The following is a 13,745-nucleotide window of genomic DNA, read 5'->3' as shown; positions in this document are numbered from 1 at the left end:
AGGCGATCGACGTGGCTGATCTCAAGAAAGGCGCGCGGATCACCGGCAACACGCGTGACAAGCTGGCCGCTGACCTGAAGAAGAAATACGAGAAGGGCTCGAGCATCCGCGCTCTCGCGGAGTCCACGGGTCGCTCGTATGGCTTCGTGCACCGGGTCCTCTCGGAGTCCGGCGTCCAGCTGCGCGGCCGTGGCGGTGCCACCAGGGTCAAGAAGAAGTAGTCACGAGGAAGTAGCGGACTGCTGCGCGGGGGGCGCAGTTCCCTTTCCAGGGACCGCTGTTTCACGGGTTTCCGCGACCAGGAAGACCAGCCTGGCACCGAGCAGGACCAGCGGATACACCAGGTAGCCGTACCGCGTCGCCGGGGTGAGCATTATCAGCGCGACGAGCCCGACGGCCATGCGCAGCAACGCGTCCGAACCGGTCGCGGGCGGGCGTCGTAGCAGCCAGATCAGGATCGCGACGGCCGCGATCCCGAGCAGGGCGAAGGAAACCGCCGTGCCCACCGGGCCGAGCGAGGCGATGAGGTGGCCGGGCAACGGGCTCGCCGCCGGTGACTTGATCACGCCGATTCCCAGCGGGAACCGGAAGACGTGCTCGACGAACGCCTTGGGGTCGACCAGATAGACGGGTACGTGCAGGACGATCGTCGTCACCACGAGTGCCGCGGCGAATCCGCCCAGTGCGCGAGGGCCACGCCGCGTGATCAACAGGACACCCAGCACCACGATCGCCGGTGCGACGATGAGTTTCGCGCTGACCACCAGGGCCAGCACCAAACCCGACAGGACCGCACGGCCCGTCGTGGCCAGCGCGAACGACAGCACCAGCAGCCCGACGATGGCCAGATCCGGGCCGGCGACCGCCCAGGTCAGCGCGGTCAGCGGGCAGGCGAGGGCGAGTTGTGCCGCGCTGACCGGGATTTTCGGCCACTTCAGCAGCCTCAGCGTCAGCAGTACACATGCGACGGCCGCCAGTGCGAACATCCAGCGCGCGTCGGTGAGGGCGTTCGCGACCGGTCCGCCGCCCAGCAAGGCGCGCGGCAGGCCGAAAACGGTCATCACCGGACCGTATGGCGTGTAATCGTTTACTTCCACCGCGCGACCGAGTGCGGTGACGTCGACGTACGGGGTTCCGTTCTCCAGAAGGAGTTTCGCCGACCGTTCGATGACCCAGACCTCGGGCTGTGCGGCCCATGAGTTCGGGGTGACGAGCCAGTCCACTCCGGTCAGACGGCGAATGACGAGCATTCCCAACGGAAGGATCATGGCGAACAACCCGATGGCGCCGATACCGATCCACCGCGAACCGAGCGCGCCGGGCAGCTGCTTGCCGCGTCGCGCGGCGATGGTCAGCCAGCCGGTGTGGACCACGGCGAGGCCGTAACCCGCTACAGCGAAGTTCGCCCACACGCGATAGCCGTAGAATTCCGCGACGGCCGTGTTCGCGACGGCGAAGATCAGGCAGCCCGTGTAGAAGACCAGGTCGATGGTCAGTCGTCGCCGGTCTGGGTCCTTGGTCACCGGCTCAGGCTACCGACGTGGCCACCTCCGCCGGAAAGAGGACGTGGAAACCGGGAAGCATCCGGTGTGCTTCGGTGTTGGTCATGCTTATATCCGGGAAAACTCTCGACTAATATCGAGGTTTTGGGGGCGAAGAGAGGGTTCTCATGGACAACACGTGGACGCTGATGAACTCGGCGATGAAGTCCGCCGACGTTCCGAAGGGGCTGCACAAGGGCACGCTCCGCCGCGTCGCACGATTCGCCAGGCCGCATTGGCGGAGGTTGCTGATATTCCTGGTGCTCACCGTCGTCTCGGCGGTACTCGCGGTGAGCACGCCGGTGCTGGCCGGGAAGGTGGTCGACGCCATCGTCGGCGGGCACGACGTCGCGCTGGTGGTGTGGCTCGCCGTGGTGATCGCGGCGCTGGCGCTGATCGACGCCGGGCTCGGGCTGGCCGAACGGGCCCAGTCGTCGAGGATCGGTGAGGGGATCATCCTCGACCTGCGGCTCGCGGTGTACCGCCACGTGCAGCGGATGCCGGTCGCGTTCTTCACGCGCACCCGCACCGGCGCACTGGTGAGCAGGCTCAACAACGACGTCATCGGCGCGCAGCGCACGTTCACCGCGACCCTGTCCGGTTTGGTCACCAACGTGATCCAGCTGGCGCTGTCGCTGGTGGTCATGGTGACGCTGTCCTGGCAGGTCACCCTGCTGGCGCTGGTGCTGCTGCCGGTGTTCATCCTGCCGACGCGGCGGCTCGGACGGCGGATGGCCGCGCTGCAGCGGGAGGCAGGCGGGCTCAACGCGTCGATGACCACGCAGATGACCGAGCGGTTCTCCGCGCCGGGCGCGACGCTGGTGAAGCTGTTCGGCGACCCGGGACGCGAGGCGGGCGAGTTCGGCGCGCGGGCCGGGCGGGTGCGCGACATCGGGGTGCGGACGGCGATGCTGACGCGCTGGTTCCTGACCAGCCTGACCACGGTGTCCGCGCTCGCGCAGGCGCTGGTCTACGGGCTGGGCGGGTACCTCGCGCTGACCGGGGCGCTCGCGCCGGGCACCGTCGTGGCGCTCGCGTTGCTGCTGACCAGGCTGTACTCGCCGCTGACCGCGCTGGCGAACGTCCGGGTGGACGTGATGACCGCGCTGGTGTCGTTCGAGCGGGTCTTCGAGGTGCTCGACCTCAAGCCGATGATCGAGGAGAAGCCGGAACCGCGCCGAGTTCCCGAAGGCCCGGTTTCGGTGGAATTCTCCGACGTCCGGTTCGGCTACCCCGCGGCGGACCGCTACTCGCTGGCGTCGCTGGAGGAAGTGTCCACTTTGGATCACCGAGGTGGCGAGGAAGTGTTGCACGGCATCAGCTTCCGTGCCGAACCCGGGCAGATGGTGGCGCTGGTGGGATCCTCCGGCGCGGGCAAGTCGACGATCGCCTCGCTACTGCCGCGGCTGTACGACGTCGACGCCGGATCGGTTCGTCTGTCCGATGTGGACGTTCGAGAGCTGAGTTTCGCCTCGCTGCGGGAAACCGTCGGCGTGGTGACCCAGGACGGGCACCTCTTCCACGACACCATCCGCGCGAACCTGGAGTACGCGCGGCCCGAGGTCACCGACGCCGAGATCTGGTCGGCGCTGGAGAAGGCGCGGCTGGCCGAGCTGATCCGGGAGCTGCCCGACGGGCTGGAGACCGTGGTGGGGGAGCGGGGCTACCGGCTCTCCGGCGGGGAACGGCAGCGGCTGACCATCGCCCGGCTCCTGCTGGCGCAGCCGAGGGTCGTCGTCCTCGACGAGGCGACCGCGCATCTGGACTCGCAGTCCGAGGCGGCCGTCGGCGAGGCGCTGACCGACGCGCTCGACGGGCGGACCGCGCTCGTCATCGCGCACCGGTTGTCGACGGTCCGGGCGGCGGACCAGATCCTGGTGATCGAGCACGGAGAGATCGTCGAGCGGGGGACGCACGAAGAGCTTCTCGCTCGCGAAGGGCGCTACGCGTCGCTTTACCTGACGCAGTTCTCGGAGGAGCCTGCGGCCGCGTGACCCGGATGCCAGGAACGGTCCTTTCCTTGCGAAATTTGCAAGGAAAGGACCGTTCCTAGCACGCCCGGGTGGATGAGAGGCCCGGTCACGCGAGGGCGGGCGAGGCGAAGGTCGCGTTCACCAGCGCCATCTTCCGCGGATCGTCCCGCATCAGCGGCCCCATCCGGTTCATCGTGTAGCCGAAGGCGATCCCGCTTTCGGGATCCACGCCACCGGACGAGCCGCCGAGCCCGTCGTGCCCGAACGCGCGCGGGTTCGGGCCGAAGCCGCGTTCCTCGCTGCCGAGGTAGAACCCCAGCGCCCATTCGTTGCCCAGTCCGCCGACGACGTCGGCCTCCCGGCCCTGCCCTTCGCGGGCTGTCGCGAGCGCACCCGCCGAGAGCAGCCGCCCGGACGCGAGCGCGCCGTAGACGGTCGCGATGGCCCGGGCGGTGCCGTGCCCGTTCAGCGCGGGCAGGATCGCACGCCGCCATTCGGGGTCGTTGGCGTCGTGGCCTTGGACGCGCGGGTTCGCCAGTGCCGCGAGGGCGACGGGGCCGGCGTTGGCGAACGCCTGGGTCAGGGCGGTCTTCATCTCGGCGCTGAGAACGGGCTCGACGAGGGTGGAGCACCGTGCCAGGTCGTCGTCGGAATCCAGGCCGATCCGGAAGTCCGCGTCCAGCGGACCGGCGATGTGCTCGGCGAAGTACGCGCGGACGTCCTGCCCGCTCACCCGGCGGATCACTTCGCCGACGAGGAAACCGAACGACAGCGCGTGGTAGCCGCTGGCCGTACCCGGTTCGAAGAGCGGCGGCTGCGCGGCGAGCAGTCCGGTGATGTGGTCCCAGTCGTACAGTTCCCCGACCTTCACCGGCCGGTCGAGGCCGATCCCGGTCACCCCGGAGCGGTGCGAGAGCAGCCATCGCACGGGAATGTCCTGTTTGCCCGCGGCCGCGAACTCCGGCCAGTACTTCGCGACGGGCGCGTCGATGTCGAGCGGGCCGGCGTCGGCGAGGTGGTGGGCGCAGAGCGCGGTCATGCCCTTGGTGGTCGACCAGACGTTGGTGAGTGTCTCCGCCCGCCACGGTGTCGTCCGGTCCGGATCGGCCCAGCCCGCCCAGAGATCGACCACGGTCTCGCCGTGCCGGGTCACCGAGAACGCGGCGCCGATCTCTCCGCGTCCGGCGAAGTTCTCCTCGAAGGCGGCCCGGACGGGTTCGAAGCCCGCCGAGCACTCACCGTGGATCTCGGTCATGGCACGGACCTCCTGCGGACACCGACCGGTCGGTATGTGACCGTAGAAGCGCCGCGGGGACGAGTCAAGAGACTCGCCCCCGCGAAATCGCTACCGCAATGCCGGGACCCGCGCGCCGTACTTGGCCAGCAGCGAGGCGTTGGCCTCGTCGCCACCGTCCACGTTGGAGCTGCGCCACAGCGGGATGTCGACGCCCTGCGCCGCACCGAGGTCCACGACCTCGGCGAGTACGAGGTTCCAGAGGAACGCGTTGATCACAGTGGACAGTGGTGCGGTCCGCGGCGCCTCCGGCGGGTAGCTCGAGTCGCCGGGACGGACGTGGGAGTCGAGCACGATGCTCGCCTCTTCGATCAGCGTCGTGGCCGCGCGTTTGGGCGCCGCGGCCACGGAGGCGGCCGAACTCACCGCGATGACCGACGCCCCGCGCTTGCGCGCCCCGGCGGCCAGTTCGACCGGGTACGGGTTGACCCCCGAGGTCGAGAACACCACCAGCAGGTCGTCCGGCCCAGGGGCGCGCTCGGCGAGCACCTCTTCGGCGAGCCCGGAGCGGCGCTCGGTCTTGGTGCTGTGCTGCGCGCCGTGCAGCGGCAACAGTTCGGGGTGGTAGAGCGGGTAGACGCAGGCGAGCCCGCCGGCCCGGTAGAAGGTCTCGGCGACCGCGGCCAGCGAATGACCGGCCCCGGCGGTGAACACCAGGGCGTCGGCCCGGATGACCCCCAGGATCAGCTCGGCCGACTTCCGGATCTGCTCCGCATTACCCCGTTCGGCCTCCGCGAGCCGTTCGGCGACGTCTGCATAACGTTCGGTGGTGCTCACCACATCCGCCCTTCCGTCTGGAGATCAGCGACGAATGTATCGCGTGGACCAATGGCCGAAGTGGAATACATCGGGTCATGATCGAGGTTGACCTGATCACTGCGGCCGGGGTTTCGGAGACTGGAGGGTCCAGGGTGAGCGAGGCTGATCCCGCGGTGCGGACTTGGCGCGTACGCGGCCAGGTGAAAGCCGTGGTGCTGGTACTGCACGGCGGCGCGGAGCACAGTCATGCCCGCGTGGCGCCGTGGCGGCTGGCGTACCAGCGGATGGTGCCGCTGGCGAAGGACGTCCACCGGGCGGGCCGGGGGCACGGGGTCGAGGTGCGGCTCCTGCGCAACCGGGTCTACGGCTGGAACGACCACGGCACCGACGCGCTCGCCGACGCGCGCTGGGCGTTGGCGCGGATCCACGACGATCACCCCGGTGTGCCGGTGATCCTCGTCGGCCATTCGATGGGGGGACGGGTCGGCCTGCGCGTCGCCGACGATCCGGCCGTCATCGGCGTCTGCGCATTGGCACCATGGACACCACCGGGTGAACCCATCGGTGCCGTCGGCGGCCGCGCCGTGCTCATCGCGCACGGGACCAAGGACCGCATGACCGATCCGGTGGCGTCACACGCTTTCGCCGAACGCGCCGAAAAGGTGACATCGCGGTCGGCGCGGTTCGAAATCGGCGGCGAAGGGCACGCGATGCTGCGAAGGTCTCGTGTCTGGAACCGCCTCGTACGGGCATTCGCACTCGAGCTGATCGAAGCCGGGGGCACTGACGAAACACTGAGCGGGGCCTGGGATCGGCCGAGCTCGGAACGGCTGCGGATCCCGGTCTGACCGGGCGGGAGGGAGTACCCATGTCCACGTCGAGCGTCGATCGGACGGCAGGTTCGTCCGGTCCGCCCAACCCTGACGAAACCCGGTGGCCGGGGTTGGCCACCCCACCGCATTCCCCGTTCCGGGCGCGGATCGCCGAGCAGTTGTTCCGGCACGCGGTGCGCCCGCTGAACGTCCGCGTGCGCATGCCCGACGGCTCACAGCTGGGCGCGGGCGGACCGGACGCGCCCGAGATGCGGCTCAACCGTCCGGCCGCCTTCTTCCACCGTCTCGGCGTGGACGCGAAGATCGGCTTCGGTGAGGCGTACATGGTCGGCGACTGGACGAGCGACGCGCTCGCCGAGGTGCTGACCCCGTTCGCGGAACGGATGGCGACGCTCATCCCGCCGCTGCTGCAGCGGTTCCGCCGCTTCGTCGACCGCGGGCACCCGGACGGCGAGGAGAACACCGTCGAGGGCGCGCGGGCGAACATCCATCGCCACTACGACCTGTCCAACGACCTGTTCCGCGCGTTCCTGGACCCGTCGATGATGTACTCGTCGGCGTTGTTCGGCCTGGACGACGACCTCACCGCAGCCCAGCACCGCAAGATCGACAGCGTCCTCGACTACGCCGGCGTCCGCGAAGGCAGCACCGTGCTCGAGATCGGCACCGGCTGGGGCGAACTCTCGATCCGGGCCGCCGCGCGCGGGGCGACGGTCACGTCACTGACCATTTCCGAGGAGCAGGCAGCGCTGGCGACCGAGCGCGTCGCGGCGGCGGGTTTCGCCGACCGCGTCGACGTCCGGCTGTGCGACTACCGCGACTCCACCGGTGAGTACGACGCCGTGGTGAGTGTCGAGATGATCGAAGCGGTCGGGGAGGCGTACTGGCCGACGTTCTTCGAGACCATCGGGAAACGGCTGAAGCCCGGCGGCAGGCTGGGACTCCAGGCCATCACCATGGACCACGAACGCATGCTCGCCGCGGCCCGTTCGTACACCTGGATGCACAAGTACATCTTCCCCGGCGGGCTCATCCCGTCGACCACCTCCGTCGAACAGGGCCTGCTGGAGCACGCGCGGCTGAGGCTGGAGGGGGTGCGCGAGTTCGGCCACGACTACGCCCGCACGTTGCGGCTGTGGCGGGAGAGGTTCACCCAGCGGTGGGGCGAGATCACCGAACTGGGCTTCGACGACGTCTTCAAACGGATGTGGGAGTTCTACCTCGCGTACTCCGAAGCGGGGTTCCGTTCGGGGTATCTCAAGGTCCACCAGTTCGGATTCGCCGAAAACGGACGGTGAGCACCACCCAACCGATGCGGGGTGCCGTACGTCCTTCACCTAGGGTCTGCGGTTGACTGGGCCCCACACGCGAGATCGGGACGGGTGATTCGGCATGACGTATGGAGGCGACGACCGAGGGCGACGGCTGCCGCCACAACGGCCGCCGTCCGGCCGCCCCCGGCGGCATCAGCCCGCGCAGATGATGCCGCTGCCGGGCCGGGGGAGCAGCCCGTACGACGAGCGGACGACCCCGATGGGGCACGGAGGTCAGGAGCGTCCCGCGGGGCCGCCTCCGCGCCGCCCAGGCCCGCCGCAGCCCCCTCCGGGGCGCCCGATGGACGACGCGCGCCCGCCGCGGCGGCGTAAGCGCTGGGGCTTCGGCAAGGTGCTGCTCACGTTGCTGACCGTGTTCGTGGTGTTCCTCGCCGGCGTGTGGGTGTACCTGGAATTCTCCATCAACCGCGTCGACGCGCTGGCCGACTACTCCGGCCGCCCCGTCGCGGCCGAGGGCACCAACTGGCTGATCGTGGGCTCCGACAGCCGGGACGGGCTGACGCCCGAAGAGCAGGAGAAGCTGGTCACCGGTGACTCCAAGGCCGCCGGCGGCGGCAAGCGGACCGACACGATCATGATCGCGCACGTCCCGGACAACAGCACCAAGCCGACCCTGCTGAGCCTCCCGCGCGACTCGCAGGTGACCATCCCGGGGCACGGCAAGAACAAGATCAACGCGGCGTTCTCGATCGGGGGCCCGACGCTGCTCGCGCAGACCGTCGAAGGCGCGACCGGCCTGCGCATCGACCACTACGCCGAGATCGGCTTCGGCGGCTTCGCGAAGATCGTCGACGCGATCGGCGGGGTCCACATGTGTGTCGAGAAGCCGATGGAGGACACCCTCACCAAGATCAAGATCCCGGCCGGGTGCCAGGATCTGCAGGGCCCGCAGGCGCTCGGGTTCGTCCGCATGCGGCACAGCGAGGCCACTCCGCGCTCGGACCTCGACCGCGTCGCCAACCAGCGGAAGTTCATCGGCGCGATGGTCAGCGAGATCGGCAGCCCCGGCACGCTGCTGAACCCGTTCTCGCTGTTCCCCTTGTTGTCGACCGCGCCGGACGCGCTGACGATGGATTCGGGCGACCACGTGCACAACCTGGTCGGGCTGGCGTTGGCGATGCGGGGGATCTCGTCGGGCGGCGTCGTCACCACGACGGTGCCGGTGACCAACGGCTCGGCGGAGAACTGGGACAAGACGAAGTCGAAGCTGCTCTTCGACGCTTTGAAGAACGACACGGAGATTCCGGACAGCGCGATCCTGACCTGATCTTCGGCCGCTGCGAGATGCTATGAACGGTCCGTTCCTTGCAAATTTTGCAAGGAACGGACCGTTCATAGCATCCGGGGGCCTTCGCGTGCCTCGGGCGCCTGTGCCCCGTCCGGATGTCATGAAAGGGTCGTTCAGGACGAAAAACGTCCTGAACGACCCTTTCATGACATCCGCGAAACCCGTCCGGCGCCCGAAAAGCGGAGGCGCCCGAAGCGGCGGCGCGTCACCATGGGCGGATGGAAGCGCCCGCCGAAACCCTCGCCGACGAAGTCGTCACGCTGCGCCGCTGGAAGCCGGAGCAGCTCGAAACCCTCGCCGCCGTCGCGGGGGACTCCGCCGCGCATCTCGGCGCCTGGATGATCTGGGCCACCTACGGTTACGGCCGTCGCGAAGCCGCCGACTTCCTGGAGCGGACCGCGAAGAACTGGGCGGAAGGCAAGACCTACGACTTCGCGATCCTCACCGGAGACGATCTCGTCGGCGGCGCGGGCATGATCACGCATCCGGACCGGATCGAGATCGGCTACTGGCTCGGCAGGCACCACACCGGTCGCGGCTTCGCGACCAGGGCCGCGAAGCTCTTGGCAGACGAGGCTTTCCGGCTCGGCGCGCCGGAGGTCGAGATCCGGCACGACGAGAAGAACCTCGCGAGCGGTGCCGTGCCCGCGCGGCTGGGGTTCACGATGATCGGCGAAGAGACCGCCGAACCGCCGCTCGCCCCCGCCTGCGCGGGTGTCAACAGGTTCTGGCGGCTCAAGCGTCCTTAGTCTTGCGCTCGCGCAGGGCCGCGAGCGCCTTGTCGGCGTGCACGGTGAACTTCAACTCGCTCTTGATCACTTCGAGCACCTTGCGGTCGGTGTCGATGACGAAGGTGTGCCGTTTGGCGTGCAGCGGGCTGAATTTGCGCCACACGCCGAACTGTTTCGCCACCACACCGTCCACATCGGACAGCAGTGGATAGTCGAAGCCGTGTTTGGCGGAGAATTCCTGCTGTTTGGCGACGGCGTCCGGGCTGATGCCGACGCGGTGCGCGCCCACTTCGGCGAATTCCGCGGCCAGGTCGCGGAAGTGGCAGCTTTCGGCGGTGCAGCCGCTGGTCATCGCGGCGGGGTAGAAGAACAGCACCACCGGACCGGACGAGAGAAAGTCCGACAGCGTGCGCTCTTCGCCCTTGTCGTCGGGCAGCGTGAAGTCCGGGGCGATGTCACCTTGGTCCATGGACGGGATCCTGCCACGTCAGTGGGCGTGCCGTTCGATGAGCTCGTCGACCTCGTCCCCGGTCGCGGAATCCGCGATGAACGAACCACGCGCCGCGAGGACGCCGTACCGTCGCAGCCGTTCGGCCTGCTCGTGGCTGTGGACGCCTTCCGCGCCGATGCGCAGTTTCAGCTCCTTGGCCCTGGCGACCAGCTGGCACAGGTGGCGGACGTCGGCCTCGTTCTCGCCGTCGGCCAGCGCGTCGACGACCGCGCCGGACAGGATCACGTGGCGGACGGGCAGCCCGTGCCGCGGGATCAGCTCCAGATCGTCCGAACCGGAGATGGTCAGCACCAGCTGGGCGCCCAGATCGGCCAGTACGGCGAAGGAGTCGAGCACCTCGCCGTTCGCGTCCAGCACGGACTCGCGGTCCGTGCACAGCCGCAGCGCCTGGGCGGGCAGGTCGTGCCGGTCGAGCTGTTCCTTGACCAGCAGGACCAGATCGGGCTCGATGGCCAGCCGGTTCGGCAGCCGCACGCAGACGTCGGGGGCCGCGTCGCCGAACCTGCTCCGCCATCGCGCGGTGGCGGCGAGCGATTCGGCCAGCAGCCACCGGCCGAGCGGAATGGTCATCCCGGTGATCTGTGCCAGCGGATAGAACTCGTCGGAGTCCAGCTCGCCCTTCTCCGGATGACGCCAGCGCAGCCCGGCGTTGACGGCGGCCAGCTGGTCGGGATTCGCGAGCTTCACCGTCGGCTGGTAGATCAGCGAGAACTCGCCGTTCTCCAGCGCGCCCGCGATGACCGCGCCGAGCTGGTAGCGGCCCCGGTCACGCGCGTCGAGTTCCGGGTCGTACAGCATCCACTGCGCCTTGCCCGCTTCCTTGGCGCGGTGCAGGGCGATCTCCGCGGCACGAAGCAGGTCTTCGGGACCGCCTTCGGCGACCGGGCGGACGACGATCCCCGCGCTCGCGCTGACCCCGATACCGTGCCCGCCGAGGTAAATCGGCTCGACCAGCTCCTCCAACGCCTGCTCGACCAGCGTGATCACCTCGGGCGGGGTGAAGTCGCCGCGCAACAGGACGGCGAACCCGTCGCCGGACAGCCGGGCGACCGAACCGTTGTGCCTGCCGGTGAACACCGACGTGAGCTTCTTCGCGACCCCGCGCAGTACCTGATCACCGACGCCCGCCCCGAGACCGTCGTTGATCACCTTGAAGCCGTCGACGTCGAGATAGACGAGCGCGACCTGCTCGCCGCCGGACCCGGCCAGCGCGGCTTCGAGGGCGTTGCCGAACGCGGTGGCGTTGGGCAGGCCGGTGAGCGCGTCGTGCACGTTCTGGTGCAGCAGCCGTTCCTGCAGCAGGTGGATCTCGTTGGCGTCGGAGACCATCAGCACGGGGTAGGTCGAACCGGGCCGGTCACCGGGAAGGTCGGTCAGGGTCACGTCGACCCAGAGCGTGCCTTCCTCGCTGTGGTCCATCAGCAGCCGTTCCTGCTGGGTCGGCTGCCCGAGTGTCATCAGTTGCGAGAGCCCGTTCCGCAGGCGGGCGACGTCGTGGTCGGCGGAGCCGAGATCGGGGATCTTCCGCCCGCGCAGCGCGGCGGGACGGCAGCCGAGAAGCTTGCCGAGCGCGGCGTTCGCTTCGACGATCGAGCCGTCGGAGTCGGCCAGCGCGATCCCGATGGGGGAGGCGGAATAGAGCTTGGAGAAGCGCAGCAGAGCGGGCTGGTGATCGGGCTCGGCGCGGACGGCGTCCTGGGCGACGCCGAGCAGGAACCGTTCGAGTTGCTCCTTGGGAAGCGATACTCCTTTAGTGTCAGCGAGCGTCTCGGCCCATCTCCGAGCGACGTCCACCAACCCTGGCGCGGAACCAGGTTCGGGCACACTTCACCTCTTCATGCGCGGTTGATGGCCAGCTCAGACCGGGTGTCCGAGCCCACGGACCCACACTAGGTATGAGCCGACCGGGTGTAGTGCCACGCCACCATGCGCGATCCGGGGTGTCTACCGGCTGAAAGGGTGATCGCTACTACACGAGTGGTGACCGGAAGTTACCAAGAGTGCTCGATAGTGGTGTGGTCTCACCGGGACGTCAGGCGGATCGGCAGACCGTCCGCCGGAACGGGCAGTGACACGTAATCCCAGCGCGCGGTGTAGCCCTCCGGGACCGACCATCGGTACGCCCGCAGCATCTCGTGCAGCAGCGCTTTCACCTCGAACGTCCCGAAATGCAGGCCGATGCACTTGTGCGCCCCGCCGCCGAACGGCATCCACGCGTAGCGATGCGACTTGTCCTCGCGGCGGTCTTCGCCGAAGCGGTCCGGGTCGAATCGCATCGGGTCGGTCCAGTGCTCGGGCGAGAAGTGGTTGACGGTGGGGGAAACCCCGACGAGTGTCCCTTCGGGAATGAAATGCCCGAGGACCTCGGTGTCCTTCACGGTCTTCCTTGCCAGGGAAGGAACCGGGGCCACCAGCCGCAGCGCTTCCTTGATCACCAGGTCCAGCGTCGTCAGGGTCTCCAGTGCCTCGATGTCCGGCACGTCGTCGCCGAGCGCGAGGGACTCCTGACGCGCGCGTTCCTGCCACTCGGGGTTCTTTGCCAGGTGGTAGACGGCGGCGGCGCTGGTGATCGTCGAGGTGTCGTGCGCGGCCATCATCAGGAAGATCATGTGGTTGACGACGTCGGCGTCGGTGAAGCGGTCACCGTCTTCGGTGGTGGCGTGGCACAACGCGGTGAAGAGGTCTTCGCCGTCGCCGGCCCGTTTCGCGGGCAGGTTCGCCGAAAAGTAGCGTTCGAGGACCTTGCGGCCGTGCAGGCCCGCCGCCCAGCGGCCGCCGGGAACGGGGAACCGCACGATGGCCGTGCCCGCGCGCACGGAGTTCACGAACGCGCGGTTGATCGCGGCCGCGTCGTCGCCGGAACTCATGCCCATGAACACGCGTGTCGCGACGTCGAGCGTGAGCTGCTTGAGGGACCAGTAGATCCGCGGGTTCGGCCGGTCCGCCCACGCGGCGATGCCGGCACGCAGGGCCGGCCCCATCTGGTCGACGTAACCGGTGAGCCGTTGCCGGGTGAAGGCCGCCTGCATGATCCGGCGGTGCAGATGGTGCTCGCCGAAGTCGAGCAGCATCAGGCCGCGGTCGAAGAACTGCTCGATGAAGAACTTCCAGCCCTCCTGGGAGAAGGCCTTGTCCTTGTTCACCAGCGCGATCTGGGTGGCCTCCGGGCCGGAGAGCGCGACGATACGGCGCCCGAACGCGCCCATCCACGACACCGGTCCGTAGGTCTCGTAGCGTTTGAGGCCGAACTCGATGCCGAAGCGCATGAAGTCCAGCGCGTGCCCGATGACCGGCGGGCCTTCGTCGCCGAGGACGGGTTTGAGGCCCGGCGGGGCGGGCGCGAGTTCGCGGACCGGCCAGGTCGCGCCGAGCCAGCGCTGGTCGACCGAACGCGGCAGGGGAATCGAGGTGAGCGGCGGAACCCGCTCGCGCAGCGCCCCGGTGACCTTTTCGACGGCGTTCGCCATGGTGACCATCTCCC

12 protein-coding genes are annotated in these 13,745 nt (G+C 68.8%); 6 read left to right on the top strand and 6 right to left on the bottom strand.

Going from position 1 to position 13,745, the window contains the following annotated elements; genetic code table 11:
* The first annotated feature begins 11 nt into the window (after positions 1-11).
* A complete protein-coding gene (locus ACIBTM_RS06750) occupies positions 12-221 on the top strand; it encodes a helix-turn-helix domain-containing protein (RefSeq protein ID WP_003071237.1) in 210 nt (69 codons plus the stop codon).
* On the opposite strand, the gene ACIBTM_RS06745 is transcribed toward ACIBTM_RS06750, so the two are convergent.
* Positions 222-1,523, bottom strand: coding sequence for a glycosyltransferase family 87 protein (locus ACIBTM_RS06745; RefSeq protein WP_395875562.1), 1,302 nt, complete (start codon positions 1,521-1,523; stop codon positions 222-224).
* 146 nt (positions 1,524-1,669) lie between these two features.
* Here ACIBTM_RS06745 and ACIBTM_RS06740 point away from each other — a divergent pair, with 146 nt between their 5' ends.
* Entirely contained in the window at positions 1,670-3,535 is a 1,866-nt protein-coding gene (locus tag ACIBTM_RS06740; protein WP_395875561.1) for an ABC transporter ATP-binding protein, read from the top strand.
* 85 nt (positions 3,536-3,620) lie between these two features.
* Here ACIBTM_RS06740 and ACIBTM_RS06735 read toward each other — a convergent pair whose 3' ends face one another.
* The gene (locus tag ACIBTM_RS06735; RefSeq protein WP_395875560.1) at positions 3,621-4,769 is read right to left on the bottom strand and encodes a serine hydrolase domain-containing protein; all 1,149 of its coding nucleotides are present in this window, start codon (positions 4,767-4,769) and stop codon (positions 3,621-3,623) included.
* Between the two features lie 90 nt (positions 4,770-4,859).
* Positions 4,860-5,588, bottom strand: coding sequence for an SIS domain-containing protein (locus ACIBTM_RS06730; protein ID WP_395875559.1), 729 nt, complete (start codon positions 5,586-5,588; stop codon positions 4,860-4,862).
* 131 nt (positions 5,589-5,719) lie between these two features.
* Between ACIBTM_RS06730 and ACIBTM_RS06725 the strand changes: the two genes are divergently transcribed.
* The 4 genes from ACIBTM_RS06725 to ACIBTM_RS06710 all read left to right on the top strand — a co-directional run bounded on the left by ACIBTM_RS06725 (position 5,720) and on the right by ACIBTM_RS06710 (position 9,771).
* Positions 5,720-6,415, top strand: coding sequence for an alpha/beta hydrolase (locus tag ACIBTM_RS06725; RefSeq protein ID WP_395875558.1), 696 nt, complete (start codon positions 5,720-5,722; stop codon positions 6,413-6,415).
* A gap of 20 nt (positions 6,416-6,435) precedes the next feature.
* Positions 6,436-7,698 (top strand): class I SAM-dependent methyltransferase, encoded by a 1,263-nt coding sequence (locus tag ACIBTM_RS06720; RefSeq protein ID WP_395875557.1) that lies wholly within the window; start codon positions 6,436-6,438, stop codon positions 7,696-7,698.
* Between the two features lie 94 nt (positions 7,699-7,792).
* Positions 7,793-9,001 (top strand): LCP family protein, encoded by a 1,209-nt coding sequence (locus tag ACIBTM_RS06715; RefSeq protein ID WP_395875556.1) that lies wholly within the window; start codon positions 7,793-7,795, stop codon positions 8,999-9,001.
* Between the two features lie 239 nt (positions 9,002-9,240).
* Positions 9,241-9,771, top strand: coding sequence for a GNAT family N-acetyltransferase (locus tag ACIBTM_RS06710; protein WP_395875555.1), 531 nt, complete (start codon positions 9,241-9,243; stop codon positions 9,769-9,771).
* On the opposite strand, the gene ACIBTM_RS06705 is transcribed toward ACIBTM_RS06710, so the two are convergent.
* The 3 genes from ACIBTM_RS06705 to ACIBTM_RS06695 form a co-directional block, all read right to left on the bottom strand.
* A complete protein-coding gene (locus ACIBTM_RS06705; protein WP_034311845.1) occupies positions 9,758-10,222 on the bottom strand; it encodes a peroxiredoxin in 465 nt (154 codons plus the stop codon). The genes ACIBTM_RS06710 and ACIBTM_RS06705 overlap by 14 nt on opposite strands.
* Before the next feature lie 18 nt (positions 10,223-10,240).
* The gene (locus ACIBTM_RS06700; protein WP_395875554.1) at positions 10,241-12,088 is read right to left on the bottom strand and encodes a putative bifunctional diguanylate cyclase/phosphodiesterase; all 1,848 of its coding nucleotides are present in this window, start codon (positions 12,086-12,088) and stop codon (positions 10,241-10,243) included.
* A gap of 197 nt (positions 12,089-12,285) precedes the next feature.
* Positions 12,286-13,731 (bottom strand): cytochrome P450, encoded by a 1,446-nt coding sequence (locus ACIBTM_RS06695; RefSeq protein ID WP_395875553.1) that lies wholly within the window; start codon positions 13,729-13,731, stop codon positions 12,286-12,288.
* Between the last annotated feature and the right edge of the window lie 14 nt (positions 13,732-13,745).

The organism is Amycolatopsis sp. NPDC049868 (genome assembly GCF_044461365.1).
Classification (GTDB): domain Bacteria; phylum Actinomycetota; class Actinomycetes; order Mycobacteriales; family Pseudonocardiaceae; genus Amycolatopsis.
Note: the sequence above shows the minus strand (reverse complement) of the source record. Positions and strands in the feature narration are given on the sequence as shown.

Bases quoted from the DNA above. Each gene is read 5' to 3' on its own strand.
- ACIBTM_RS06715 (WP_395875556.1), top strand. From the start codon at position 7,793: ATGACGTATGGAGGCGACGACCGAGGGCGACGGCTGCCGCCACAACGG.
- ACIBTM_RS06710 (WP_395875555.1), top strand. From the start codon at position 9,241: ATGGAAGCGCCCGCCGAAACCCTCGCCGACGAAGTCGTCACGCTGCGC.
- ACIBTM_RS06695 (WP_395875553.1), bottom strand. From the start codon at position 13,731: ATGGCGAACGCCGTCGAAAAGGTCACCGGGGCGCTGCGCGAGCGGGTT.
- ACIBTM_RS06705 (WP_034311845.1), bottom strand. From the start codon at position 10,222: ATGGACCAAGGTGACATCGCCCCGGACTTCACGCTGCCCGACGACAAG.
- ACIBTM_RS06720 (WP_395875557.1), top strand. From the start codon at position 6,436: ATGTCCACGTCGAGCGTCGATCGGACGGCAGGTTCGTCCGGTCCGCCC.
- ACIBTM_RS06740 (WP_395875561.1), top strand. From the start codon at position 1,670: ATGGACAACACGTGGACGCTGATGAACTCGGCGATGAAGTCCGCCGAC.
- ACIBTM_RS06735 (WP_395875560.1), bottom strand. From the start codon at position 4,769: ATGACCGAGATCCACGGTGAGTGCTCGGCGGGCTTCGAACCCGTCCGG.